The organism is Nonomuraea sp. NPDC003804 (assembly GCF_040610675.1).
In the GTDB taxonomy this organism is placed as follows: domain Bacteria; phylum Actinomycetota; class Actinomycetes; order Streptosporangiales; family Streptosporangiaceae; genus Nonomuraea.
In genome coordinates this window covers 130,753-157,240 of the sequence record NZ_JBEXMT010000003.1, presented here as the reverse complement: position 1 = coordinate 157,240, position 26,488 = coordinate 130,753, and the positions used below count along the sequence as shown (strand labels likewise).

Here is a 26,488-nt window from a genome sequence, read left to right as displayed (position 1 = left end):
CCCCCGGTGACCGTTCACCGGGGGCCTTCGCCGTCAGATCAGGAGGCGGAGCCTGTCACCAGTCGCCGCCGCCGAAGTCACCACCACCGAAGTCGCCGCCGCCGAAGTCACTCAAGCCGCCGCCACCGCCGAAGTCACCTCCGCCACCGAAGTCGCCGCCGCTCGCGTCGGAGTAGCCCTCGGCGTAGCCGGCGCCGTAGCCGCCGTAACCCCAGCCGCCGCCGAGCAGGCTGCCCATCATGGTGCCGACGAACATCATGGTCATGATGTCGCCGAAACCGCCGTAGTAGCCGTAGGCGTAAGGCTGGTAGGCGGGACCCGCGTCGTAGTACGGCCGGTACTGGCCGTTGACCATGACCTGGCGGGTCTGCGGGTCGTAGCCGCTCTCCACCGCCATGGCGTCGGCCGCGCAGGCGGGCACGTCGCGCGGAGCGCCGCCGGGCGGGGCCCAGCGCACGTCGCGCACCGACGGGCCGTGCTGCGGGTTGAAGAAGCAGGGCGCCCGCCGCTCGGGCACGGGCTGGTTGTTGACCTTGGCCTTCACCACGGCCAGCGCGTAACGGCCGTCCTCGAGCGTCGTGGTGACGTCGCGGACCTGCTCGGCCTGCGTCACCGCGGCGAGCTGCGTCTTGGCCTTCTCGTAGGAGTCGAGGGCGGTCTGCCACTCGGTGATGTTCTGGCCGCCCTGGCCGGCGAGCTTGACGTCGGTGTCGAGCACGGTGATCTCCTCACCGAACTTGGTGACGTCCTCCTCGACGGTCGTCTTGACCGCGGCCAGCTCGGCGGCGCGCTGCGCGGCGAGCTTCTTCTTGCGGTTCTTGGAGTACAGGAAGTAGCCGCCACCGCCGGCGAGAGCCAGCACGCCGATGCCGATCAGCGCGCCCGTGCCCGAACCGCCGGAGCCGGCGGAGCTGCCCGAGTCGAGAGCGGAGGACTTGCCCTGAGCGGCCGCGTTGACGCGGTTGACGAAGTCGCTCATGCCGGTGACGACGTCGTCGTTGCTGCTCGTCGAGAGGTTGGCGAGCTGGCCGGCCAGCCCCCGCTTACCGAAGTTGGCCGCGGCGAGCAGCGAGTTGCCGTCGAGCACCGCGACCGCGTACTTGCCCGTCTTGCCCGCGGACTTCAGCCCGTTGCCGAGGGCGGGAAGGTAGGCGGCGGGGTCGGTGACGGTGCCGTCGGGGAAGGCAGCCACGTAGACGGGCGTGCCGGCGTCCTTCAACGTGGAGCGGATCTCCGCCTGCTGGTCCGACGTCAGGGTGGCGCCGGAGCCGACGTACAGCCGGTCCTTCTGGTTCTTCCAGTAGGAAACCACCGTGTCGGCGTCGGGTGGAGCCGCGGCGTGCGCGGCGGGCGAAAACGCGAAGACAGCGAACAGACCGGCGATCAGAGCCGCGATCGCGGCCGTCGTCCGGCGCAGCGGATGGGTCATGGGCAGCAAGCCTCCTTCGTCCTTCAGGACGAATGAGCGGTTGGCAAAGTTCCTCTTCTGCGAAACTACCCGCTATGCGTCCTTGATCTCGCAGATGGTCGCGCCCGCGGTGACGGTCTGCCCCACGGTGGCGGCCAGGCCGGTGATCGTGCCGGACTTGTGGGCGGCGAGCGGCTGCTCCATCTTCATCGCCTCGAGCACCACCACCGTGTCGCCCTCCGCCACGCTGTCGCCGTCGGCGGCCACGATCTTGACGATCGTGCCCTGCATGGGGCTGACCAGCGCGTCGCCGCTCGCCGCCGCCTTCTTGGCGCCGCCGGCGGCACGCCGCGCCGGCTTGTTCGCGGCCGGCGCGCGGCTCCCTGAGGCCAACCCGGCGGGCAGGACGACCTCCAGGCGCTTGCCCCCGACCTCCACGGTCACCGTCTCCCTGGCGGCCGGCTCGGCGACCTCGGCGGCCCCCTCGTACGGCGGGATGCCGCCCGCCCACTCGGTCTCGATCCACCGGGTGTGGACGGAGAACGGCTCGGCCGTGAAGGCGGGGTCGTGCACCACCGCCCGGTGGAAGGGCAGCACGGTCGGCATGCCGTCGATCTCGAACTCGGCGAGGGCGCGGCGCGAGCGTTCGAGGGCCTCCTTGCGGGTGCGCCCCGTGACGATCAGCTTGGCGATCAGCGAGTCGAACGTCTGCGGAACGGTCATCCCGGCCTCGTAGCCCGCGTCGAGCCGCACGCCGGGCCCGGCAGGGGCGCGCATGGCGGTCAGCGTGCCGGGCGCGGGCAGGAAGTTCCTGCCCGGATCCTCGGCGTTGATCCGGAACTCGATCGAGTGGCCGCGCAGGACCGGGTCGTCGTAGCCGATCGCCTCGCCGGCGGCGACGCGGAACATCTCGCGCACCAGGTCGACACCCGCGACCTCCTCGGTGACCGGGTGCTCGACCTGGAGGCGGGTGTTGACCTCGAGGAAGGAGATCGTGCCGTCCTGGCCGACGAGGAACTCGCAGGTGCCGGCGCCGACGTAGCCGGCCTCGCGCAGGATCGCCTTGGAGCTGCTGTAGAGCAGCTCGACCTGCTCCTCGGACAGGAACGGCGCGGGCGCCTCCTCGACGAGCTTCTGGTGGCGCCGCTGCAGCGAGCAGTCGCGGGTGCTGACCACGACGACGTTGCCGTGGGAGTCGGCCAGGCACTGGGTCTCGACGTGGCGCGGGCGGTCGAGGTAGCGCTCGACGAAGCACTCGCCGCGGCCGAACGCCGTGACGGCCTCGCGGACCGCCGAGTCGTACAGGTCGGGGATCTCCTCGAGGGTCCTGGCGACCTTGAGGCCGCGGCCGCCGCCGCCGTACGCGGCCTTGATCGCGATGGGCAGGCCGTGCTCCTCGGCGAACGCGACGACCTCCTCGACGCCCGCGACCGGGTCCTTGGTGCCCGCGACCAGGGGCGCGCCGACCTTCTGCGCGATGTGCCTGGCCTGCACCTTGTCGCCGAGCGCGGCGATGGCGGCCGGCGGCGGGCCGATCCAGACCAGCCCGGCGTCGATGACGGCCTGGGCGAAGGCGGCGTTCTCGGCGAGGAAGCCGTAGCCGGGATGGACGGCGTCCGCGCCGGTCTCGGCGGCGACGCGCAGCAGCTTGTCGATGTCGAGGTAGGTCTCGGCGGGTGACTGGCCGCCCAGCGCGTGGGCCTCTCCGGCGACCTTGACGTGGAGCGCGTCGAGATCCTGCTCGGCGTAGACGGCGACGCTGGCCAGGCCGGCGTCCTCACACGCCCTGGCGATCCGGACGGCGATCTCGCCACGGTTGGCGATCAGAACTTTCCGCACCGACGTCTTTCCTTTCTCCACCGGCCTGCAAAGGAGTCTAGGGGCGGTCACCTGCCCAGGTACGCGCCACCGTTCACATGGAGGACCTGCCCGGTGAAGTGGCCCGCGCCGGGGGAGGCGAGGAAGAGCACCGTCTGCGCGATGTCGTCAGGGGTGCCCGCGCGGCCGTTGCGGGTGCTGTCCACCCGGTGCCTGACGCCCTCGGGGGTCAGCCGGCCGCGGAAGAACTCGGTGTCGAGGACCAGCCCAGGGGCCACGACGTTGGCGGTGCCCCTGGAGCCCAGCTCCGCCGCCAGGTCGGCGGTCCACGACTCGAGGGCGGCCTTGGCCGCGCCGTACGAGCCTGAGCCGGTGCCGCGCGCCGCGATGGAGCCGAGCGAGATGATCCTGCCGCCCTTGACCAGGCGGGGCAGGAGGGCGGTGGTGACCAGGACCGCCGACAGCAGGTTGGCGTTGAGGTTGGCCCACCAGGCCTCCGCCAGGTCCATCAGGTCGTCCTCGCGCTTCTGCCTGTCGAGGTTGGTGTTGCCGCCCGCGTTGTTGACCAGCACGTCGACGGTGCTGGGCAGGTGCGGCAGCGCCTCCTGCACGGCGACCGGGCTGGCGGCGTTGAAGGCGACGTAGGAGGCGCCGCCGCCGAGCCTCTCGGCGGCCTCCTTCAGCACGTGCTCACGGCGACCGGTGATGGTGACCCTGTCGCCCTGGGCGGCGAACGCGGCCGCGATGGCGTAGCCGATGCCGGTTCCGCCGCCGGTGACCACGACCTCGCGCATGGTTGTCCCCCTTATATCCGAACAATCCTCTGGAGGACCATAGCCGCTCGGCATAACGGAGGGCGACGGCGGGGCCGGCTGCCTATCGTGAGGGCGCCCGTCGGTCGATCCTGGAGGAGCGTATGACGCACAACTTGCTCGGTGGCAACCCCGCGGAGATGCAGCAGATGGCCACCCAGTTCACCCAGCAGGCCGAGGCGGTGCGCAGCACGATGGCGGTGCTGGACCGGGAGGCGGCCAAGGTCGGCACCGCCTGGACGGGGCCGGGGGCCGAGCGGTTCGGCGGGGCGTGGCAGAACTACCGGGCCGCTTTCCAGCGGATGTCGGAGGAACTGCAGGAGGCGGCTCGGGTGATCAACACCTATCGCGGCAACATCGAGTCGGCCACCCGCTGACCCCGCCGCCCTCTCGGACACTCCGGCCCGGCGGACAGGTGACTGCCGGGCCGGGGCCTTCTCCGGGGCCTTCTTGCGGGGCGTTTTCAGGGGCGTTTTCAGGGGCGCTCCTGTGCGCGGGCCGGGGTCTTTCCGGATTTTCCTGGAGGGTCTTCGCCGGTTCTGCCGGAAACGGCTACAGCGCGGCAAAAGGGGCAGGCTAGGCTCTGACTCCGTGATCGGAAGGGTCCTTTTCGCGCTCAGCGTGGCGATGACGTTCACGCTCGTGCCGGTCGCCGCCCAGGCCGCCCCCGCCAGATGCGAGGAGAGGCTGGACGAGGGCCTGACCGAGATCGGCACACCGTGGGCGCTGACCCGCCTCGACCCGCGAAGGGTCTGGCATCTCACCAGGGGCGCGAACGTCACGGTCGCGGTGATCGACAGCGGCGTCGCGCGGCATCCGCTGATCCCGCTCCGCAAGGAGATCGACTACAGCGGCACGGGCAACGGCGACTGCGTGGGCCACGGCACCGCGGTGGCCGGCATCATCGCCGGCCGCTACCGGGGCGACTTCCCCTTCTACGGCGTGGCCCCCGACGTCAGGCTCGTGTCGCTCAAGCAGACCAACAAGAAGACCGGCGACGTCGGCGTCCTCGTCCGGACCATCAAGGACGCGGCCGACATGGGTGTCAAGGTGATCAACATCTCCACCCAGACCACCGACCAGCCGGACCTGAGGGCGGCGGTCTACTACGCCCTCGACAAGGACGTCGTGATCGTGGCCGCCGCGGGCAACTCCGACCCCAAGGAGAAGGACAGCAAGGAGTACCCCGCCGCCTACGAGGGCGTGCTGTCGGTGGGTTCGGTGTCGGCGCAGGGCCAGCGTTCCGACTTCTCCAACACCGAGTCCAAGGTCGATGTCATGGCGCCGGGCCAGGACGTCACCAGCACGTGGCCCGACGGGCTCCTGATGGAGGGGCTCGACGGGACCAGTTTCGCCGCGCCGTACGTGGCCGGGGTGGCCGCGCTGGTGCGCTCTCGTTACCCCAGCCTCACCCAGGAGCAGGTACGGCGGCGCATCGAGGTGACCGCGGACGGCGCGCTCGGCGTCGGCACGGGAGCGGGCATCGTCAACCCGTTGCTGGCCGTCACGGCGGTGCTGCCGGCCGAGCAGGTGGAGCTGGCCCCTCCGCTGCCGCCGCCGCTGCCGAAGGACGCCGTGGCCAAGGTGCCCCCGGTCGACGGGCGGGCGATCACGGTGGCCGCGATCGTGGCGGCGTCGGCGCTGGCACTCGCGGGCGCGATCATGGCCGCGCGGCTGGTCATGCCGTTGGGCAGAGCCAGGCGCTGGCGGTCCGGCCGGCCGAATTGATTACGACTTGACGGTGAACTGTCAGGATCTGCGGCGAAACTATCGTTACGGGTGGGGCAAATTTGGTTCAATGTGCTCCGATCATGATTTGTCGTTGAAAGGTGGATCATGGACGCCTTGTCGCCGGGAGACCCGGAGCGCTTCGGTGACTACGCCATCGTCGGACGGTTGGGCGAGGGCCCGCGCGGCGTGGTCTACCTTGGGCGCGAGTCCGATGACGGAGAACTGCGCGCCATCAAGCCGCTGACCGGCGAGTCCGCGGAAGACAGCGAGACCCTCGACCGGTTGCGCAGCGTCAAGCGGATCTCCAGCGCCTACGTGGCCCGCGTGTTCGACGTGGGAGTCGAGGACGGCACGCCGTACGTGGTGCGCGAGCACATCGAGGGCCGCACGCTGGCGGAGACCGTCGAAGAAGAAGGCCCGCTCACGGATGACGCGCTCGAGCGGGTCGCCGTCGGCGTGCTCACCGCGCTGACCTCAGCGCATCTGGCGGGGGTCACCCACAGGGGCCTCACCCCGCACAACGTCATCCTCAGCGCGGACGGCCCGCGCGTGACCGACGCGGCCATCGGCGAGCCCGCCGGCGAGCTCGGTTACCGCTCGCCCGAGCAGCTGAAGGAGCTGCGGTACGGCCCGCCGTCCGACGTCTTCTCGTGGGCGGCGACCGTGGTGTACGCGGCCACGGGGCGGGCGCCGTTCGAGCACGAGACGCAGGCCGTACTGAACGAGAAGCCCGACGTGGGCCCGCTGCCCCAGCCGCTGCGCAGGGTCGTGGTGTCGGCGCTGTCGAAGGAGGTCGCCAAGCGGCCGACCACCTACACCGCGCTGCTGCAGCTGCTGGGGGACAAGAACGCCGACAAGCTCGTGGCGGGCGCGCCCCTGCCCGCGGTGGTCGTCCCCGACCCCGCGCCGCCCCTGGAGGGCACGCTCAGGCTGCCGATGTACCGGACGCCCGAGCCCGAGCCCGCCGCGGCACCGCCCGTGCCGGCCGCGCCCCAGGCGTGGGGCCCGCCGCCGGCCGAGGCGCCGGAGCAGCCCGCGCCGCCGCAGGGCCCGCACCCTGTCGTCTCGGTGCCGGCGCAGGCGCCGCCGCCGAACCGCAGGCCGTTCCCCGTGGGTCTGGTCGCCGCGATGGCGGCGGTCGTGACGATCTCCGCGGTCGGGCTGTGGGGTGCCAACCGGTACGCGGGCACGCAGACCATCACCGCGGTGGCGGCCGAGGGCAGGCAGCCCGCCGACGCCGTACCGAGCCCGAACGGCGAGAGCGCGGTCACCACCTCCGGTAACGGGGTCGGGCAGCCGCAGCCCCAGCCGCAGGGCACGCAGCAGGGCCAGGGACAGGGCCAGGGCAAGGTGGCGGTGCCGTGGGCCAAGACGCCGGCGCCGGACTCGACGGACGTCATGCCGTTCGAGCTGCCGACCGACGACCCGAACAGCCCGCTGCCCGAGCCGGAGCTGACCTCGGTCAGCTCGCCGGCGCCCGTGCCGACCCAGAACATCGCCGTGCCGCCCCAGACGGTCGCGCCCGTGCCCAGCCCGGCGGTGACGGTGACGGTCGAGCCCACGCGCAAGGCCGAGGACAAGCGCGAGGACAAGCGGGAGGACAAGCCCGAGCACAAGCCCACCAAGACCAAGGAGGGCGAGCCCGAGCCGCCGGCGGACGAGCGTCCGACGCCGACGCCCACCGAGGACCGGCGGCCGCCGCAGCAGGACCCGACGCCGACGCCGACCCGCACGGAGGAGCCGCCGAGCGTGCTGCCCTCGCCGAGCAGGACGCCGGAGCCGAGGCCCACCGAGCCGAGGCCGACGGTGACGGTGACCAAGCCGTCCGAGCCTCAGCCCACGGTGACGGTGACCAAGCCGTCCGAGCCCAAGCCGACGGCGACGCCGACCAAGCCGTCCGAGCCCAAGCCCACGGCGACGCCGACCAAGCCCGCCGAGCCCCAGCCGACGCCGACCAAGCCTTCGGAGCCACCCGCCGAGACGACCAACCCGTACACGCCGGCCCAGGCCTGCGGCGGCGGCGGGTTCTACGTCCAGCGTCAGGCGAGCTTCGCCGGTGGCACGACCTACCAGCTGTACAACGACAGCACCGGCTACAACTGTGTGGTCACCATGAAGACCGCCAAGATCGGTCAGCTGACCAGCGTCAGCGCGACCCTGGAGGTTCAGGGCAAGTCTCCCGTCACCGACAGCGGCTCGTACAAGTACTACGCGGTCGCCAAGGCGTACGGGAAGGGCAGCTGCGTGAAGTTCTCCGGCAGCACGGACCAGGGCAGCACCAGCTCCGGTTTCGCCAACTGCGGGTGAGCCGCCTGATACACGTCAGTAACCAGAGCTCGACTTCTGCGAAATGAACCGGGCGGATCATGGCCGAAAGGCGTGATCCGCCCGATTCATTTCCTGGGAGATCCTATGAGCGAGCCGCCACAGCTGGACGCGGACTTATCCCAGCACACCGTCGCCGCAACCACCTTCCGCGACATCGGCGCCGACTTCGTCGCGGCCGTGAACCACGCCGTCAGGGAGCTGGAGGAGCTCGGCAACTGGCCGATCGAGGAGGAGTCGGATCGGAAGTTCGCCGAGTGGTACGCGCCCAAGCGCGTGGAGATGATGAAGCTGCTCGGCCAGTTCGGGCTGGCCTACGGCGACGTCGGCGACAAGCTGGCCATCATGCGGGACAACGTGGCGGTGGCCGACTGGGCCAGCGCCGACGACATGACGGTCCAGGACGTCCCCGCCTACGAGCTGCCGGACCTGCAGGGCTTCATGCCGAAGGGCCCGATGCCGTGATCGCCGCCGCCTTTCCCGTCAACCGCCTGATGATGACGTTCATGGCAGGCACCGCAGGCACGCTGGTGGGCCTGCGCGTGTGGGCGGGAGTCGTCGCCCCCGAGGCCTCGCCGGACAAGCTGCGCCGCGCCGCGCAGATCTTCGACGAGCTCGCCGACGCGATCGACGGAGGCGACGACCCCAAGAGTGGGCTCGCCTACCGGGCCGACCAGTCCTACGCCTCGGTGGTCAAGGACAACACGGGCGCCGGGATCGACTCTTTCTCCACCGTCTACAACACCAACGTCAGGCCGCTGCCCGCCGCTTTCGTGGCCGATCTGCGGGTCGTGGCGATGGTCTGCACGGCCTACGCCAAGATCGTCGACGATGTGCGCCGCCGCTTCGCCGAGGTCGAGAACGACCTGCTGCAGATGGTGTGGATGGTCATGTTCCAGCCGATGACCACGTGGCTGTACGCCGTGGCCACCGTCAGGATCGTCAAGCTGATCAAGACGGCGCGGCTGCTCAAGGCCCTCTTCGGGGCGAACGCGGCCAAGATCTTCAGGGCGGGGTTCTCCTCGTACGCGCTGACCACGCTCGTCTACGCGACGGTGGACGGCATCGCCTACGCCGGTGGTTCCGTCGGCATCAAGGCCATGGTCAACCTCGCCCACGGCCAGCCGGTCGGCTCGGCGAAGGAGAACGGCGCCGAGTTCATGCGGATCTGGGCGGGCAACACTGGTTATGTCCTGGGTTACGACGCCGCCAAGTTCCCTCTGCGGAACCTGCCGTCCAGCCGTCTCACCGAGTTGTACGCCAGGCTGGCAGGCTCCGGCCTCGGCTACACCCCCACCTACAACCTGTCCGACGGCACGGACGGCCCGATCGCCACCACGCCCGAGGAGTGGGCGGGCAAGATCGAGGGACACGGGCTGCGCGCGCTGATCTTCCCGCCCGGCTGGCTGCCCCGCCGCTAGTACGGCCGGTAGCCGCCGCCCCGCTCCAGGGACGCGATGCCCGGATGATGGGCCAGGTCGCCGTAGCGCTGGTAGGTGTAGAGGACGCCGGCGATGATGTTGTCGACCGGCTCCAGGATCCGCTTGTGGCCCGGCAGGCTGTGGGTGTCGAAGGTGGGCGGGATCGTCTGCATGAGCCCCTGTGAGGGCACGCCGTTGCGGGCGTTGATGTCCCAGTTGTTGATCGCGCTCGGGTTGCCGCCGGACTCGTGATGGATGATCGTCCAGATCCGCTCGATGTCCTTGGGGTCGTTGGGGTCGAGGTCGCTCACGTCGATGCCGCGCCTGCGCATGATGCCGGCCATCTCCTCCGATCTGATGACCCGCAACGCCTCCTTGATCCACTCGACCACCTGGGCGCGCGGCGCGGGCACGTCACCCGCCGAGGAGACGCCACCGCCGCCGTAGCTGCCACCACCACCGCTGCCACCGCCACCGCTGCCGCCCGCGCCCCCGCCGCCCGTCGTGCCGGCGCCCGCGAGGTCGGTGGTCCGGCTCAGGTCGGTGCGCGTCCACTGTGTCTTGGTCCCGTTGCCGGGGACGAAGTCACGCTCGAGCGGGTTCTTGATGTTCTTGAACGTCTCCTTGCGCAGCTTCAGGGCGTTGCCGATGGCGGTCCTGGCGTCGTTGACGGCGGTGTTCGCCTTCGTGACCTCGCTCTCGGCATCGGACACCGCCTTGGTGCCCATGTCCGTCAACCCCTTGGTCACGCCGTCCGGGTCGTCGGGGTTCAGCTTGGCCCAGTCGCGCCTGTACTCGCCCGCGCGGATGAGTAGGTCCTCGCGGATCCACCTGACCTTGCCCTCCACGGTCTCGAGCACACCGGCCGCCGTCTCCACGGCGTTGGCGCAGCCCGCCAGCGCGTCGTGCATCCCGTCGCCGGCCTTGCCGTAGCCCTCCATGTACGACTGGAAGGAGGTCGCCGAGTCGCCGTGCCACACCCGGCCCACTTCCACGACGGCCTTGCCGAGCTTGCCGGTCTCGTCCAGGGCCTCACTGGCGATCGTCCGCCATTGCGAGGCCATCGTGCGGATCGCCCCTGGGTTGCAGGTGACCTTGGTCACCAGCGCGTCGAGCTTGGCCAGGCCGGGAGTGCTCTCGTCGCTCATGGCTGGTCGGCCGCGCGGATGTTCGCCTGCACCTTGTCGAGGGCTCGCTCGACGCCCCCCAGCTTCGCCCTCGCCTCGCCGAGTTCGCCGGTGATGTGGTCGCGCCAGATGGTGTCGATGTCCGCCGCCAGGTTCTGCGAGTTGTCGTACTTGCCGAAGACGTCGGCGTCGGTCACCTTGCTGGGCGGCGGCGTCTTGTCGGGGAGAATGTCGGCGGGAATGAGCACCTTGGCCGCGTTCGCCGCGACACCGGCGCATTCGTCCAAGGCTTGGAAGTAGACATCGAGACCCGCCACCGGCTGCGCCTCCCCGAGATGCGTATCTGGACAAGATCGAGCATAGCGGTCAGGGCGTTTCGTCAACATTCGCGCGGAGAAGCCGTTGTCCGAGGTCGTCCCCGCGGACGAGCCCGAGCCGATCGTCGTGCGCACCTGACCGGGCGAGCTCGCGGCGGGACGAGGACGTGTGCGGAATTCTCGACCGGCTTCGTCGAGAGTCTGGCAGTATTGCCCGCTAATGAGTCTTATGTGGTCGATGGGGCTGATGTGACAGGCTTCACCGTTCGTTGGAACAGTGTCAGGCGACGCGGCTCCGACGCGAGGGAGGAGGCCGCGTTCATCAGGGACGTCAGGGACAAGGTGCTGGCCGCCTTCGCCGAGGCCGGCCGTCCGATGGGTCACGACCGGTACGGCGCCGAGGTGGAGAAGGCCTACCCCGCGATGCGCGACGGCATCCTCGACGCCCTCAAGAACTACGCCGACGAGGTGGAGCGCTCCGGCGACGGGCTGAAGGGCACCTCGCACACCTACGAGACGGCCGAGCGGCCCGAGGCCTGATCGCTGGTGTGGCTCGACGGTGTGCCCATCCCGGGGTTCGCACGTCCGTGGATCGGCTGGGTGGTCGGCATGGACTGGCCCCAGGGCGACGAGAAGGCCCTGTTCCGGCTCGCCGACGCGCTCGTGGCGGCGCTCTACGAGGTGGTCGGCGGCCCGGACGGTGACCCGTCGAGGAGCCTGCTGGGCAGACGGCCGCCCGACGCGGACGAATGGGACGGCGAGGCGCTGCAGGCCTTCGTCAAGCACGTCCTGACCACGACGCGGGGACATCAGGCCGACGCCGTCAACCGCCTGGCCGCCATGGCGCTCGCCCTGAACGATCTCGGGGTCCAGCTCGAGTACACCAAGCGCATGATCAAGTTGACCGTCGTGCTGCTGGTCGTGCAGATCGGGGCGGTGATCCTGCTGCTCGGCACCCCGCTGGCCGGGCCCACGTTCAAGTGGATCGGCTTCCGGGCGCTGCTGAGCCGCGCCGTGATCGCGCAACTGGCCAAGCGGCTGCTGTTCTGCTGCGGGCTCTTCGGCACGATCATGGGCGTGATGGACTACGCCATCCAGGCGAGCCAGTCACGCAGGGACCACGTCGACGTCGGCCAGGTCCTCACGTCCGCGGGCACCGGGGCGCTGTCCGGGGCACTCATGGGCCTCGGCGCCGGGCTGCTGCCGACCCGGTCGATGCTGATCTTCATGGCCCAGTCGGGCGTGGTCGGCGGCATCACCGCGCTCGTCACGGAGGTGTGGAGCGCGGTCGGCAGCGGCCGGCCCGTGGACTGGAAGCTGGTGGCGGAGGGGCTGACCTCCGGCTTCGTCGGCGGCATCGACCGCACCGGCGCGGGCGGCGGCGCGCACTCCGGCCCCGGCAAGACCGGCGCCCACCTCTTTCCCACCGACGTTCCCCCCGACGGTACGGCGGGGCCGGCCGCGAGCTCGCTCGACGGAGTCGCCGCGGCGACCAAGCGCCTCGACGAGGACGGCCCGGCCACCTCGAAGCCGGCCGCCGATCCCTTCCTGGACGGCATGCGCACGGCCGCGCACGAGACGGGCCGCGTGGCCGATGGCGACCTGACCACCCTGGCGCGGGCCACGACCGACCGGGCGGCCGACGGGGCGCGGGCCGTGGGCGGGCAGGCGGCGAACGTCGCGCGAGCCGTACCCGACGAGGTCAGGACGAGCCCGCACCGCGCGGACGACGGCACCCAGCCCGCGCCCCCGGTCAGGAGCGACCAGGTCCGCCCGCCCGCCCGCGCAGAGCCGCCGCCCGCCCGCACGGAGACGGCTGCCCGTGCGGAAGCCCCCGCGCGTGCGGAGGCTCGTGCGGAGACGCCTGCCCGGGGCGAGGCCGGGACGGCGTCGAGACCGGCGGCCGTGCCGGAGCGTGGGGCCGGGGGCGAGGTGACCCACGAACGGGCCGGACGCGCGGACGCCGATCCGGATCCCGGCGGCAGGCCGGACGCGCGCCCCGAGCGGACGGGCAGGCCGTCCGGCGACCCCGAACGGCCCTCCGCGCATGCCAGGTCGACGGACCGGGGCGACGGCCCCGCCTCGCACGGCGACGCCCCCGCCGGCCGTACCGAGTCGACCGGGAGCCGGGGCGAGGGGGCGGGCCCGCGGACGCCGGAGAGCGGTGGCGGGGCCCGCGCGGACGGGGCCGTCACCCGGGTGGCCGAGAGCACCGGCACCCACGCCGACGGGCCGGTGGCGCGAGCCGGTGAGACCTCCTCCGCGATGGCGGAGCGCAGGCCCGAGCCGGCCAACCGGATCGAGGGCCTGATCAACTGGAGCACCACCCGCGCCGAGCCGCCACCGTCGTGGCACGGCATGACGCAGGAGCAGTTCGCCGCGCTGGCCGCCAAGGGCACCGTCGGCGACCCCGTCGTGCTGTCCAGCGGCACGGAGTCGGTCAAGGTCGAGCGGGTCACGCTGACCGACGGAGGACCGGCGGCCAGGAAGGAGACCGCCACCACCGAGATGCGCGACGCCGAGCACCTGTCCTCGATGCTCCTGCGCTCGCTGGGTCTGGACGTGCCCCCGACCCATCTCGTCGACGAGCACACGCTGATCACCGGCTGGGTCGAGGGCGAGCGGCCGGAACTCCGCTGGCACGGGGACCGCTGGGAGCTGCCCGAGCATGTCATGAACAGCCGTGACGCCGTGCTCATGGGCCTGGGCGACGCGCTCATCGGCAACTACGACCGGGCGCACGGCGACGGCATGCGGGTCGGCGACGACGGCCGTCTCCGCGGCTTCGACCACGACAAGACCTTCCGGCCGATGATGCCCGATCCGAACAGCCCGCTGACGAGGCTGTTCTTCCGGGAGGTGGAACCTGGCAGGTTCGACTGGGCACCGAACCCGATGTCGGTGCGGGACATGGCCACCCTCAAGGCCGCGGTCGAACAGTTACGGCCGGAGTTCGAACGCCTGGGCAGGGGCGACTGGTTCGCCAACGTCCAGTTCGTCCTGGACAAGGTGGCCGAGCATGCGGGCGGCGCCGACTCGGTGCTCAAGGCCCCGGTGGACAAGCCGTTCTTCTGGGCGGCCGACGAGGATCTCGCCGCGCGGGCGCGCGCCCATCGCGCGGTCACCGACCTGTCGACGGACCTGAGCCGTCCCCTGGTGGACCCGCATGAGCAGCTCGCCGCGAGGACCGGGCGCGGAAACGTGGGGGACCGGTTCGTCAACGGCGACGAGGGGTTCGCGGAGCTGGTCGTCCACCGCGACGGTTCGGAGGCGCTGGTCCTCCGCGACGAAGCCGCCAGGGTCGCCGAGGCCGAGGCGCTGCTGCGCGACGCCCTCGGCCTGGACGGCCCCGCCGTCCTCAGGATCGACGACGACACGGTCCACCAGGCGCACGGCAGTGACCGGCTCAGGGCCGCCGTCCAGTCGGGCGTGCGGAACTCCCTCGTGATCGACACCATGCGAGGCCTCGAGGAGGTCGTCGAGTTCAACGACGGCACGTTCGCCATCCGCCGCCAGTTCGAGGACATCGAGGCGGCCGACCGGGCGGAGCTGGCCGCGCTCGAGCTCGGCGCGGTCAAGGACGGCACGTCGGGGGTGTACCGGGCGGACACGACCGTCATGTACGAGCACCGGCTGGGCGCGAACCAGGGGGAGCTGGCCAGACGCGGCCTCCACACGCTGCTGATGGCCGACGGCCCCATTCCCGCCGAGCTGTTCCAGCGGATGGTGGCCGACAATCCGCTGCTTGAGCGGATCAGCGGGGACAAGGGACTGTGGTCCCAGCGCGACATCGACGCGGTCACCACGAAGCTTCAGGAGCTCGGCCCCGAGTTCGCCCGGCGCGGCCTTGCCGACCTGCACGAGCGGATCAGCGACAACTGGGCGCGCCTCGCGCGGCCTGCGCAGGACACGCCCGTCCCGCTGGGTTCCCTGGACCACGGCCCCCGCCTGGTGCCCGACTACTCCGGCACGCCGTGGCGCCCGCCGGACCAGCCGATCCCCGCCCTGCCGCACCTGCTGGAGGGCACCAACCTGCGGCAGGTCAACGAGCTGGCGCACGGCGGCGATCCGCTGGCCGACGCGATGCTGCGCCAGGCCAGTGCCGAGCTGGCCCTCCTGCCGCGACAGGAGGGGACCGTCACGGTCAGGGTGCCGGAGGAGTGGGTCCCCGCGAACCTCGCGCCGGGCGCGGAGTTCGCCTTCAAGGGCATCCTGGAGGGCGTCGACGACCCCCGCTTCCTCGGCGACGAGCCGCGTACCGTGCGCCTGACCATCCGGGCCGGCGACTACGTGGCGGCGGAAGCGCTGTCCGGCCGGCCCCACCACGCGCTGTTCCGCGTCGACGCGCCCTTCAAGGTGCTCGCGTTGCAGGAGTTCTCCCACGGGGAGCGGCACTACTTCCTCGTCCAGGCGCCCGACGGGATGGGCACCGCCGCCTTCGCCGCGCCGGTCCACCGGGCCACGCCCGAACTGAGCCCGGCCGCCCGGCACCACTACGACCACCACCGGGTGGAGACGGGGGCGGGTATCTGGCTGCGCGATCCGACCTTCTCCCACGACATGGGGATCGAGCGGTCCGCTCTAGGAGTGCGCTCCATCGACGGTGCCTACTACGTGGACGGCCACGGCGGCCCTGACGGGCTGATGGTCGGCGGCAGGACCGTCAGCGCCGAGGACCTGGCGGCGATCATCCTGAACGATTCCTGGCTCGAACACGACGATCTGGTCATCCTCGCCAACTGCAACGTGGGCGCCCACACCTACGCGCAGGAGGTGGCCAGGCTCACCGGCCACGTCGTGGTGGCGGCCGACTCGCGGGTCAGGGTGGGCCCCCACGGCGACATGTTCGCGATGGACGCCGAGCACGGCGCCCTGGGCGGCCGCGGGAACCTGCGGATCTTCCTGCCGGACGACGTCGTGCCGCCCACCGCCTGGGAGCGGGTCAAGTCGGCGGTGCGCGGCTTCTTCGGCGTCGACGACTCGGTGACGCGTTCCGCCGAGCCGTACGCGCGGACGCTGGAGGGCGTCAGGGACGGCATCGCGGGCTACGAGAGGTTCGCGGCCCGGGTGGAGGCCATGGTCCGCGACCTTCCCGAGAGCTCGCCGTTCCGGCGACTGGCGATCGAGGAACTGGTGGCCCTGCACACCTACGCCAACGGGCTCGACGCGCCCATCGACAGGGCGATGGGCGACCCGAGGCTGCTGCCGCCGTACGAGGAGCACGTGCGCGGCATCCTCGGCGCGCTCGACACGCTGGGGGAGTACCAGGCGCCGTTCACCGGGCAGGCCCACCTCAGCGTGGTGCTGTCCGAGGCCGACAGGGCGGCCTACACGCAGGGGGCCATCGTCTCCGACCCCAGGTTCACCACCGCCTACCGCGAGCCGCGCGAGCCCGTCGCGGTGCCCGGCCGCGTGGACTTCGTCATCACCTCCAGGACGGCCCACGACATCAGCGTCGCCGCCGGCGACCCCGCCGAAGGCAGGCTGATCTTCCGGCCGGACACCGAGTTCCGCGTGGACCGGGTCGACGGTGACACCGTCTACGTCAGCGAGGTGGCCAGGTCGGGCGACGGCTGGGTGCCCTGCGCGTGCGCGGCGGGCCGGCACTGGGGCACCAACGGCGCCGCCGGGCTGCTGCTGCTCAGCAAGGGCGGCGACGGTGAGACGTACGTGCTCATGCAGCACCGCGCCGCCACCTCCGACGGCGGCGACAGCTGGTCGCTGCTCGGCGGTGCCAGGGACCTGAACGAGGGCGCCGTGGCCGCCGCGCTGCGGGAGGCGGCCGAGGAGAGCACGCTCGACCCGTCCACGGTGCGGATCCACGGCCGCCACGTCAACGACCACGGCGGCTGGTCCTACGAGACGGTCATCGCCACCCTGCCCGAACCGGTGGACATCAGGCCGTCCTCCTGGGAGTCGCAGGGCGTCCGGTGGGTACGGCTCGACGAGCTGGCCGCCCTCGACCTGCATCCCGGCTTCGCCGAGAGCTGGCCGGACGTGCAGGCGGAGAGCCACCGGGTCATCGACTGGGACACGGCCGCGCCCAGGGACGTGTCGCGCACCCTCTACCGCCACGACGAACTGCCGGTCGGCGACGTCGACGCCCTCCTGGCCAGGTTCGCCGAGGAGGGCGTCTCCGGAGAGCTCGTCCGCGGGAACAGCCGGCTGCCGGGGGAGGGCGTGCCGGTCGAGAGCGTCATCCGCACCGCCTCGGGTGACACCCTGCCGCCCGGCACGGCGCTGCGGGTGCTCGCGGTGGAGCGCGACGCGACCATGCCGGACGGCAGGCGGGGGATCAGGCTCTACCTGACGGAGGGGAACGCCCCGGCCCGCGTGCCGGACCTGAGCCACCGGGTGCTCAGCGTGGACCAGCAGCGCTTCAACGCCGTGACACGGACGGAGTCGCCGGTGGGCGTCGGCTTCAGAGTCTTCGGCGACCTGGAGGACGCGGCCGTGACCACCAGGATGGTGGGGGCACGTCCGGTCGAGGGCGCGGTCACGGTCGGCATCAGGTCGGACTACCACGCCTTCCGGGTGGGCGACGTCCCGGTCCCGGTCAGGGACCTGGCCACCATGCTGGCGCTGGACCCGCGGCTGGTGGCCGAGCCCGGCGCGGCGATCGTGCTGCGGGGGCCGCACGCCGCCCACGACAAGCTGCTCGTCCAGGAGCTGGCGGACCTGACGGGCCGCGTCGTGATCGCCTTCGAGGACCCCACCAGGCGGTGGCCGACGGACGGGGCCGCGAAGATCTTCCTTCCGGAGGCGGACCAGCCGGCCCCCGCGCACCCGCACCAGCCGGTCCCGGCGGGAGACCCGCCCACCCTCGGCGGGCCGGGTGCGGAGCGGCCGGAGGGACCGGCTCCGGTGCGGCCGGCACCCGACCTCCACACGGTCCGCGAGTTCGCCCGCCTTCGCGAGCTGAGCAGCACAACCTACAACCTCGACTTCCAGGGCAGGACCGACACCGTCGAGTACGCCAGGGCGGTCGCCGAACGCGACTGGCTGGAGGCCAGGCTGGCCGAACGGATGCGGGATCGCGCCGAGGCCGCCTACATCGACCAGCACGCCGCCATCCTCCTCGAGACCAGGGCGCTGGCCGACGAGCTGGGCATGGACGTCGAACGGCTGCGCGCGCACCTTCGCGACGAGCTGGTCACCATGCTGGCGGACCGGCCGATCTCGATGCGGGTCAGTCCCGAGACGCTGCGGGCCGTACTGGCCGAGGGGCGGTTCAAGACGCAGTTCGAGGTCGCGAGCTCGGGTGGGGTCTACGACAACGTCCTGCGCTCCGCCTACGAGGAGAGCTGGTTCGGCTATCCCGCCGACCTGCCCCCCGAACTGCGGCCGGTCTACGGCTACGTCAACCTGTACGAGCGGATCTCCGACCCGTCCCTGATCGGGATGGGCACCACGAACCGGGTGTCCGAGTACGGCGAGGTCCAGGTCACCCTGCGCCCCGAGGTCAGGGACAGGTCGACCTTCTGCGTCGGCGACTCCATCGAGGTCACCGAGACCGCGGTGCCCAGCAGGATCAACGACCCACGCCCCGAGTCGTACGCCGCGGCCCCCCTCCGCGGGTTCGACCCCGCGAAGGAACCGCTACGCGGTGTGCGGCGCGACTACGCGGGGCTGGACTGGCAGAACAATGCCTATGTCGAGGCGCAGATGCACGGCGGCGTGCGGGTGGGCGACATCAGCCATGTCGTCTTCACCGTCCGTCCCGACGCCGGCCTGGTGGCGGCGCTGGAGGCGGCGGGCATCGACTGGTACTACGTCTATCCCGGGAGTACGCGATGATCAGAACGGTGGGTCGCAGGTCCGACGGGGCGATCCTGGTGGCGCTCGGCGAGGCGGCGGTGATCCTGCCGCCCGGCACGCACGTGCTGCCGCTGGCCTCCGCGCTGGCGCACGCCGAATGGGAGCCGGTCGACGAGCAGCCCCCCGACCTTCCCTCGCGCCTGGTCGAGGCGCTGACGAGGAAGGACGGGGAGCTGCGCGCGGCCGTCAGCCCGTTCATCCGCGAGCTCATGGAGCGGCGGCGTCAGGGGAGGTAGGCGGTCTGGATCAGCCGCGCGCCGGACTTCCGGTCGACGAAGTAGCCACGGCCCACCGGCAGCGGCTGCGGGCGGATGTTGCCGAAGACGTAGCCCTCGTCCTTGTTGCCCGACATGACCAGCGCGGGGCTCGCCATGTCCTTGATCTTGGTGATGATCGGGTCGAACATCGCCCTGCCGACGCCGCCCATCTGCCGCGACATGATCAGGTGCAGGCCGATGTCGCGGGCCTGCGGGAGCAGGTCGGCCAGCGGCTGCAGCGGGTTGTTCGAGGTGGCGACCAGGTCGTAGTCGTCGACCACGATGTACAGGTCCGAACCCTGCCACCAGCTGCGGGACCGCAGCTGCTCGGGCGTCAGGTCGGCGGGCGGCAGGCGCTTCAGCAGCGCCTGCCTGGCGTCGTTGATCAGGCCGGCGGCGGCGGCGCTCGACGCGGCGTAGCCGATCCGGTGCTCGGTGGCCGCCGAGTCGAGCAGCGACCTGCGGTAGTCGATCACGATCATCATCGCCTCGCGCGGCGTCTGCCTGGACACCACGCTCTCGGCGATGAGCCGCAGCAGGTTCGACTTGCCGCTCTCGGTGTCGCCCACCACGATGAAGTGCGGATCGGCCTCCAGGTCGATCAGGACGGGCGCGAGCATGGCCTCGTCGATGCCGATCGGGATGAGCTTGCGCCCCGTCTCCTCGATCCCCGGCAGCATCTCGGCGGGCAGCACCGAGGGCAGCAGCCGCACGCCCGGCGCCGCGGGACCCTGCCAGGCGTCCCTGACCGTCTGCACCAGCGCGCGTACGCCCACCGACAGATCCTCGGCGCTCTGCACGCCGTCGATCCTCGGCAGCGCGGACAGGAAGTGCATGCCTTCCTTGGTGAGCCCGCGTCCGGGCGTCCCCTCCGGTACGGCGAGCGCCGTCTTGCGGTTGATCTCCGACTCGTAGGCGTCGCCCAGCTTGAGCTCGATCCTGGTGCCGAACAGGTCGCGGATACCCGGCCGGAACTCCGACCACTTGTTGGTGGCGGCCACGATGTGGATGCCGTAGCCGAGGCCGCGCCCCGCCAGGTCGGTGATCGTCGGCTCCAGCGAGTCGAACTCCTGCCTGATGGTCAGCCAGCCGTCCACGACGAGGAAGATGTCGCCCCAGCCGTCGCCCTCGAACGAGCCCTCGGCGACCATCCGGCGATAGGTGGCGATCGAGTCGATGCCGTGGTCGGCGAACATGCGCTCGCGCTGCTGGAGGACGGTGGCGACCTCGGCGACCGTACGGCGGACGCGGTCGGCGTCCAGGCGGCTGGCCACGCCGCCGATGTGCGGCAGGCCGTCGAGGCCCGCGAGCGAGCCGCCACCGAAGTCGAGGCAGTAGAACTGCACCTCGCGGGGCGTGTGTGTGAGCGCCATGCTGGTGATGAGCGTGCGCAGCACCGTGCTCTTGCCGCTCTGCGTGCCGCCCGCGACGCCGACGTGTCCCGACGCGCCCGACAGGTCCAGCCAGAACGGGTCGCGCCGCTGCTCGAACGGCTTGTCGATGATGCCGATCACGGCGTGGAGCCTGCCGCGGCCCGACCAGTCGGTGGTCGACAGCCCGTAGGCGGGCGTGACCGACAGCGGCGGGAGCAGCTGCGCCAGGGTCGGCGCCTGGCCGAGCGGCGGCAGCCAGATGCGGTGGGCGGCGGGCCCCCGCTCGTGCAGCCGTCCCACCATGATGTCGAGCAGGCTGACCTGCGGCGTCTTCTCCTCCGCCGCGGCCAGCTCCTTGGGGGGCGTCTCCACCACGGGGACGGGCACGAAGGCGGGGCCGTACTCCACGACCTCGCGGACGGGCCCGCCGGCGGCGGAGGCCGCCGACTGGTAGGGGTCCGGCTGGTAGGGGCCGGAGACGTAGGCGGCCTTGAACCGCGTCATGCCGGTGGTGTCGAACTTCAGGTAGCCGTTGCCGGGCGCGGACGGCAGCTCGTAGGCGTCGGCGACGCCGAGCACGACGCGGCTCTCCATGGCGGAGAAGGTGCGCAGACCGATCCGGTAGGACAGGTGCGTGTCCAGGCCGCGCAGCCGGCCCTCCTCCAGCCGCTGGGAGGCGAGCAGCAGGTGGACGCCGAGCGAACGGCCGAGCCGGCCGATCATCACGAACAGGTCGATGAACTCGGGCTTGGCCGACAGCAGCTCGCTGAACTCGTCGAGCACGACGAACAGCGTGGGCATCGGCGCCAGCTCCGCGCCCTGCTCCCTGGCCCGCTCGTAGTCGCGCAGCGAGGCGTAGTTGCCGGCCGCGCGCAGCAGCTCCTGGCGGCGGACCATCTCGCCGTGCAACGCGTCGTGCATGCGGTCGACCAGCGGCAGCTCGTCCTCCAGGTTGGTGATGACCGCCGAGACGTGCGAGAGCGACTCGAGGCCGAGGAAGGTGGCGCCACCCTTGAAGTCGACCAGGACGAAGTTGAGGATCTCGGAGGAGTGCGTGACGGCCAGGCCGAGCACCAGCGTGCGCAGCAGCTCGCTCTTGCCGGAACCGGTGGCGCCGATGACCAGACCGTGCGGGCCCATGCCGCCCTGCGCCGACTCCTTGATGTCGAGCTCCACCACGCGGCCGTCGGCGCCGAGGCCGATCGGCACGCGCAGCCGGTTGCGGCCCGCCCGCGGCCGCCAGGTGTGCTCGGTGTCGAGCCTGGTGGGATCGCCGACGCCGAGCAGGTCGGTGAGCGTGGTGTTGATCGACAGCACGTCCTGCGACTCGCCCCCTGCGGACCCCGACGAGAGCCTGAGCGGTGCCAGCTGCCTGGCCAGCCCCTCGCACATCAGGTAGTCGAGCTGGTCGGGATCGCCGAGCCGGGTGCTGGTCGCCTTGCCGGCGTGGTCCAGCTTGATCATGTGGAAGGCGTCGCTCTGGATGTCCAGCCGCAGCATCGCCTTCTCCTCCACCAGCCCCGCGGCGTCGGACAGGTCGATCAGCGTCACACCCTGGATGGCGTCCATGCCGAGCTGGGAGTCGTGCGGCACGTACCCGCCGTCCACGATCACCACGTGGTACGGCAGGGAGTCGGCGGGCGCGCCCGGCTTGAACCTGGCCCGCTCCTTCAGCTCGCCCCCGACCAGCCGGTCGAGCTCGTTGAGGTTCTCGGCCATCAGCCGGACCTGCCCCGCCAGGTCGGTCTGGTCGGGATGCAGGGCGTGCGGGAGCCACTTGACCCAGTCCCAGTGCGCCATCGACTCCTTGCCCGCGCAGACCAGGATCCGCAGGTCGTCGGGGGAGTGGAAGACGACCATCTGCGCGATCATGGCCCTGACCAGCCCGCGGATCGCCTGCTGGTCACCGCTCAGCTTGATGCGGGCGAAGGAGCCGAGCGCCACGGAGACGGGCAGCTCGGAGACCGTCGCATGCGCCCTGACGAACCGCCGCAGCGCGCCGGCCGTGAGGGCGTCGAGGTCCTCGACCGGCTTGGAGTCCGGCGGGATGAGCTGGATGGCCAGCTTCTGCATGCCGGTGCCGAGCCGTACGGTGCCGAAGTCGGGGTCGCGCGGCCGGCGCTCCCACAGGCGTGGGCTCATGGCGATCCACCAGAGCGAGTCGGGCGCGGGGCCGCTCCACTCCAGCGCCTCGCGCTGCTGCCTGGCGGCCCTGCGGGCCTTCCTGCGGACCTGTGACAGGTAACGGAAGTAGTCGCGGCGCAGGCCGTTGAGCCGTTGCTTGCGCTCGCCCGACTGCCTGCCGAGCTGCCCGATGGTCATGCCCATCATGGAAAAGGCGAACAGGCCGCTGGCCACGTACATGAGCGGGTTGGAATTTCCTCCCGCGGTGAACATCAACCCCATCGCCGCCCCGCCGGCCACCATCGGCAGGAAGGTCAGGACCCCCATGAAGCCTTGACCCTGGACTTCGGGGATCTCGGGTGGGCTTTCGAGCAGGACCTCGCCACGAGGTGGCTTGGGGCTGGCACGGCGTTCGGGCCGTCGCACAATCACGATGCTCACACGGCAATTTCTTACCATCAATGCGGGTCTTTCCGCTTGCCCGATATGTTTCCTTCTGTGAAGTCGCTTGCTCATGGACCAGCCCCGCAAGGCCCGATGCAGCAGGGCGCTCTCGCGCAGATCCCCGCGCCGATGCCGGCCTTGTGCCACGTCACAATCGTCGGCCCGCGCAAGAGAGCCGATCTCGCGCTGCCCGCGGACATCCCGCTGCCGCACGTCCTGCCCGGGCTCCTCCGCGCGATGGACGAAGTGGGGGGCGAGGCCACGTCCGCCGCGGGATGGATGCTGCAGCGCCTCGGCGGCGCGCCGCTCGACATCGGCCAGAGCCTCGGCGCCCTCGGCGTCCTCGACGGTGAGGTGCTCTACCTCAGGCCGCGCGACGCCGTCCTGCCGCCGGCGCTCTACGACGACGTCGCCGACGTGGTCGCGGGCGGGGTCAAGGAGGGGGCGGGCAAGTGGACGCCCGACCACACCCGCCTGGCGGGCACCAGCGCCGCGTGCGGGCTGCTGGTCATGGGGGCGCTCGCGCTCTACGCGGCCGGCCCGCCGTGGACGATCAGGGCGATCGTCGCGGGCGTGCTGGCGCTGCTGCTCCTGGTGACGGGCGCGGTCATGTCGCGCGCGATCGGCGACTCGAAGGTGGGCGCGCCGATCGGATGGGCGGCGCTGCCGTACGGGTTCCTGGCGGGCCTGCTGGCCCCCGGCGGCGCCGGCTTCTCCGCGCCCAACCTGCTCGCCGCCTTCGCCTGCACGGCGCTGGTGGCCGCCTTCGGCGGCGCGCTGACCGCCGACGGCCAGTCCGGATTCCTCGGTACGGCCATCGCCTCGGTCACCGGGGCGGCGGGCGCGGCGGTCGTCATGATCTGGGGCACCTCGCCCGCGGGCGTGGCGGCGGTGTCGGCGACCGTCCTGCTGGCCTTCACCCCGCTCATCCCCACGCTGTCCTTCCGGATGGCGAAGCTGCCGCTGCCGAACATGCCGACGACCGCGGAGGAGCTGCGCAACGACAACCAGCTTCTCGACGCCACGCAGGTCAAGGAGCGCACCGCCAAGGCGCAGTCCTTCGTGACCAGCCTGATCGCCGCGGCGTGCCTGGTGGCGATGGGCGCGCTGTTCCTGCTGGTCATGGAGGGCGGGTGGGCCGCGAGGGTCATGGTCGTGGTGCTCGCGCTGACCCTGATCATGCGGGCGCGGGTCTTCCACGGGCTGGGCCAGCGGATCTGGCTGCTCGTGTCAGGACTGGCCGGGCTCGCGGCGCTGGGATTGTCCGTGAGCGCCGGCATGGGCGACATCGCGGCCGTCGCCGTGGGCGTCGGGCTGCTGTGGGTCGCGCTCGTCGCGGCCGGACTCGGGACCTGGCTGCCCACGGGCAAGCCCTCGCCGTTCTGGGGCCGCGCGGGCGACATCGTGGACCTCATGCTGATCGCGGCGCTGTTCCCGCTCGCGCTCGGCGTTCTCGACGTCTACACGTGGGTGCGCGGGCTCTCGGGCTGAGCGTTTCCATGATTGCGGAGTAAACCGGCAACCGATACGTTGCTGGACGTTTCCCCCTCCAGGACGGAGTAGCCAGTGCAGGACTTCGGGGACTTCGCGAACCTCGACATCGACAAGCTCCTCAAGACCGCCGACGAGCAGTTCGCGCGCGTCGAGGAGATGCAGAAGACCATGGGCGAGCTCGTGGGCCGGGCGCAGGACGAGGACGGCCTGGTCAGCGCGGAGTACACCAGCGCCGGCCTGACCGGGCTCGAACTGCACCCGAAGGCGATGCGGCTGAGCTCGGGCGAACTGGCGGAGAAGGTCAAGGCCGTCGTCCAGGACGCGACGGCCGACCTGCAGCGTCAGGTCAACGAGACGATGGGGGAGGTCTTCGGCGAGGACGAGAACCCCATGAAGTTCATCAACAACCCTGACGCCGCCTTGGAGCAGGTCAAGAACGCCGAGGCCGCCTACAACAGGACGTTCGAAGACGTGATGGGCGAACTCGACAAGATCCGCCGCCGCCTCGACCTCTAGAGCCGTGCGGGATGGGGGAACGACGAGGGTGTCGACGATCAGCTCGCGAAGGCGGATCTCAACACCCTTCTCGCCGCGTTCCGCGGGCCGGCGGGGTGCTATGCCTGCGCCGGTGCCTTCTCGTTCAGCTTCTTCTCCCAGTTCGCCTCAGGCAGATTGAACGTGGCCTCGCCGCCGCCGTGGGGATCGTTGACCTTGGTGTCGAGCTGTGCGGCATTCGTGATGTGCCACGCTTCACCGGCGGCGAAGATCGCTGCGGCCGCGGAGATCACAATCACTCTTTTGTTGAGTAGGTTGAGAGCGATCTGCTCCAGCGTCGCGTTGGCGAGCCAGCCCTTGATTCCGGCCGCCGCCGTCCCGACCCCGGGCAGCGCCTTGATGGCCAGCAACACCATGGCGATGGTGAGGGCAGTGGTTGCGAGGGTCAGCGCTGCGTAGGCCATGACCTTGCCCTCGAGGCTGGTCTGACCGACAGTGCCGGACCTGCTCGTGCAGATCGCCTTATCTCTTTCGGCGTCCTTGAGGAACGCCTCGACGTTCTTTTTGAACTCTTCCTTGTCCTCGCTGGTCCAGTCCGCAGGCGGCTTGGCGTTCAGGGCCTTCGTCAATGCCGCGGTGGCCGTGTCCAGCAGCTTGACGGTCTCGTCCCATTTCTCGGTCAGCGCCTTCTGCTTTTCAGGTTCGCAGGCCAATGTCTCGATGGCGCCAGGAAGGCCGAAAGCAGCCTTCGGATTCATCTTGATCGCCGCGTTTGCCGAGGATCTCGGGTTCGGCCCGAATTTCATGTTGATGAGGGCGGCGAACGTGGCGAGTGTTGCTGCTGTGTGATAGACGCTGAGATAGCCCATTGGCTCAGCCCTTCTTGTACTCGCTGGCGTTGTCGGCGCCCTCCCAGACCAGGCCGGACTTCTTCAACGCGGTGTTCCAACGGCCAAGGAGCTCGACGCCGGAGTTCGTGTATTTAGCCGCCGCGTCGCGCGAGCTGTCGTGCTGCATCCGCATGGGTGTGCCCGCGAGGCCGAAGGTCATGAAGTCGACATGATTGCCCTTGAGCATGTCGTGGACCTTCTTCATATGGGGAGCGGCTTCATTGATCACGATGTTGGCCACATTGTTGTAGTCCTCCTTGGAGACGACCTTGGTCTGGCCGTCCGAGCCCCCTTTGTTCTTGCCGTCGTCCTTGTTCTGGTTGCCGTTCTTCGGGTTGTCCTTCTTCGGGTTGTCCTTCTTCCCATCGGGGTTTCCCGTCCCTGGGGGGTTGCCGCTGGGCCCTCCGCCACCGCTGGGCCCTCCGCCGCCTCCGCTGGGGCCGCCGCCACCGCCACCCGGGATCTTCGGGGTCTCCGGGGCGGGAGTGTCCCCGGTACCATCGCCTTCCCCGGGCTTTTCCTCGCCGGGCTTCTCTTCGCCGGGCTTCTCTTCGCCGGGCTTCTCTTCGCCGGGCTTCTCTTCGCCGGGCTTCTCTTCGCCGGGCTTCTCTTCGCCGGGCTTCTCTTCGCCCGG

Annotated in this window: 18 protein-coding genes; 11 read left to right on the top strand and 7 right to left on the bottom strand. The window is 71.0% G+C overall.

Annotated elements, in window-relative coordinates; translation table 11 throughout:
* Positions 1–55: 55 nt before the first annotated feature.
* From ABZX22_RS05025 to ABZX22_RS05015, 3 genes are all read right to left on the bottom strand, one after another.
* Entirely contained in the window at positions 56–1,429 is a 1,374-nt protein-coding gene (locus ABZX22_RS05025) for a hypothetical protein (protein WP_354906184.1), read from the bottom strand.
* Between the two features lie 72 nt (positions 1,430–1,501).
* Positions 1,502–3,247, bottom strand: coding sequence for a biotin carboxylase N-terminal domain-containing protein (locus ABZX22_RS05020; protein WP_354906183.1), 1,746 nt, complete (start codon positions 3,245–3,247; stop codon positions 1,502–1,504).
* A gap of 47 nt (positions 3,248–3,294) precedes the next feature.
* Positions 3,295–4,020 (bottom strand): SDR family oxidoreductase, encoded by a 726-nt coding sequence (locus ABZX22_RS05015; protein WP_354906182.1) that lies wholly within the window; start codon positions 4,018–4,020, stop codon positions 3,295–3,297.
* Positions 4,021–4,142: 122 nt separating this feature from the next.
* Here ABZX22_RS05015 and ABZX22_RS05010 point away from each other — a divergent pair, with 122 nt between their 5' ends.
* The 5 genes from ABZX22_RS05010 (at position 4,143) to ABZX22_RS04990 (ending at position 9,515) form a co-directional block, all read left to right on the top strand.
* On the top strand, positions 4,143–4,415 hold the full coding sequence (locus ABZX22_RS05010) for a WXG100 family type VII secretion target (RefSeq protein WP_354906181.1): 273 nt from the start codon (positions 4,143–4,145) through the stop codon (positions 4,413–4,415).
* A gap of 214 nt (positions 4,416–4,629) precedes the next feature.
* Positions 4,630–5,766, top strand: a complete 1,137-nt coding sequence (gene mycP, locus ABZX22_RS05005) for a type VII secretion-associated serine protease mycosin (protein WP_354906180.1) — start codon at positions 4,630–4,632, stop codon at positions 5,764–5,766.
* Between the two features lie 108 nt (positions 5,767–5,874).
* The gene (locus ABZX22_RS05000; RefSeq protein ID WP_354906179.1) at positions 5,875–8,076 is read left to right on the top strand and encodes a protein kinase; all 2,202 of its coding nucleotides are present in this window, start codon (positions 5,875–5,877) and stop codon (positions 8,074–8,076) included.
* 105 nt (positions 8,077–8,181) lie between these two features.
* Entirely contained in the window at positions 8,182–8,559 is a 378-nt protein-coding gene (locus tag ABZX22_RS04995) for a hypothetical protein (protein WP_354906178.1), read from the top strand.
* A gap of 41 nt (positions 8,560–8,600) precedes the next feature.
* A complete protein-coding gene (locus ABZX22_RS04990) occupies positions 8,601–9,515 on the top strand; it encodes a hypothetical protein (protein WP_354906177.1) in 915 nt (304 codons plus the stop codon).
* Here the strand turns inward: ABZX22_RS04990 and ABZX22_RS04985 are convergent.
* Positions 9,512–10,663 carry a transglycosylase SLT domain-containing protein gene (locus ABZX22_RS04985; RefSeq protein ID WP_354906176.1) on the bottom strand — a complete coding sequence of 384 codons (1,152 nt, stop codon included), beginning with the start codon at positions 10,661–10,663 and terminating at the stop codon, positions 9,512–9,514. The two genes, ABZX22_RS04990 and ABZX22_RS04985, sit on opposite strands and share 4 nt — an antisense overlap.
* Positions 10,660–11,094: a hypothetical protein gene (locus tag ABZX22_RS04980; protein ID WP_354906175.1), complete on the bottom strand. Its 435-nt coding sequence runs from the start codon at positions 11,092–11,094 to the stop codon at positions 10,660–10,662. Before ABZX22_RS04980 ends, ABZX22_RS04985 begins: the two co-directional genes overlap by 4 nt.
* Positions 11,095–11,208: 114 nt before the next feature.
* Here ABZX22_RS04980 and ABZX22_RS04975 point away from each other — a divergent pair, with 114 nt between their 5' ends.
* The 3 genes from ABZX22_RS04975 (at position 11,209) to ABZX22_RS04965 (ending at position 19,013) form a co-directional block, all read left to right on the top strand.
* Positions 11,209–11,499 carry a hypothetical protein gene (locus ABZX22_RS04975; protein ID WP_354906174.1) on the top strand — a complete coding sequence of 97 codons (291 nt, stop codon included), beginning with the start codon at positions 11,209–11,211 and terminating at the stop codon, positions 11,497–11,499.
* 69 nt (positions 11,500–11,568) lie between these two features.
* Positions 11,569–18,756 carry an NUDIX domain-containing protein gene (locus ABZX22_RS04970; protein WP_354906173.1) on the top strand — a complete coding sequence of 2,396 codons (7,188 nt, stop codon included), beginning with the start codon at positions 11,569–11,571 and terminating at the stop codon, positions 18,754–18,756.
* Positions 18,753–19,013, top strand: a complete 261-nt coding sequence (locus tag ABZX22_RS04965; RefSeq protein ID WP_354906172.1) for a hypothetical protein — start codon at positions 18,753–18,755, stop codon at positions 19,011–19,013. The genes ABZX22_RS04970 and ABZX22_RS04965 overlap by 4 nt, the downstream gene beginning before the upstream one ends.
* Here the strand turns inward: ABZX22_RS04965 and eccCa are convergent.
* Complete coding sequence (gene eccCa, locus ABZX22_RS04960) at positions 19,001–22,972, bottom strand: type VII secretion protein EccCa (protein ID WP_354906170.1); 3,972 nt, start codon at positions 22,970–22,972, stop codon at positions 19,001–19,003. The genes ABZX22_RS04965 and eccCa overlap by 13 nt on opposite strands.
* Before the next feature lie 132 nt (positions 22,973–23,104).
* Between eccCa and eccD the strand changes: the two genes are divergently transcribed.
* Positions 23,105–24,466 (top strand): type VII secretion integral membrane protein EccD, encoded by a 1,362-nt coding sequence (gene eccD, locus ABZX22_RS04955; protein WP_354906495.1) that lies wholly within the window; start codon positions 23,105–23,107, stop codon positions 24,464–24,466.
* Between the two features lie 75 nt (positions 24,467–24,541).
* Complete coding sequence (locus ABZX22_RS04950) at positions 24,542–24,985, top strand: YbaB/EbfC family nucleoid-associated protein (protein ID WP_354906168.1); 444 nt, start codon at positions 24,542–24,544, stop codon at positions 24,983–24,985.
* A gap of 98 nt (positions 24,986–25,083) precedes the next feature.
* On the opposite strand, the gene ABZX22_RS04945 is transcribed toward ABZX22_RS04950, so the two are convergent.
* Positions 25,084–25,833 (bottom strand): hypothetical protein, encoded by a 750-nt coding sequence (locus tag ABZX22_RS04945; RefSeq protein ID WP_354906167.1) that lies wholly within the window; start codon positions 25,831–25,833, stop codon positions 25,084–25,086.
* A gap of 402 nt (positions 25,834–26,235) precedes the next feature.
* On the opposite strand from ABZX22_RS04945, the gene ABZX22_RS04940 reads away from it, so the two are divergent.
* A partial coding sequence (locus ABZX22_RS04940) for a pentapeptide repeat-containing protein (protein ID WP_354906494.1) occupies positions 26,236–26,488 on the top strand: 253 nt, incomplete at its 3' end.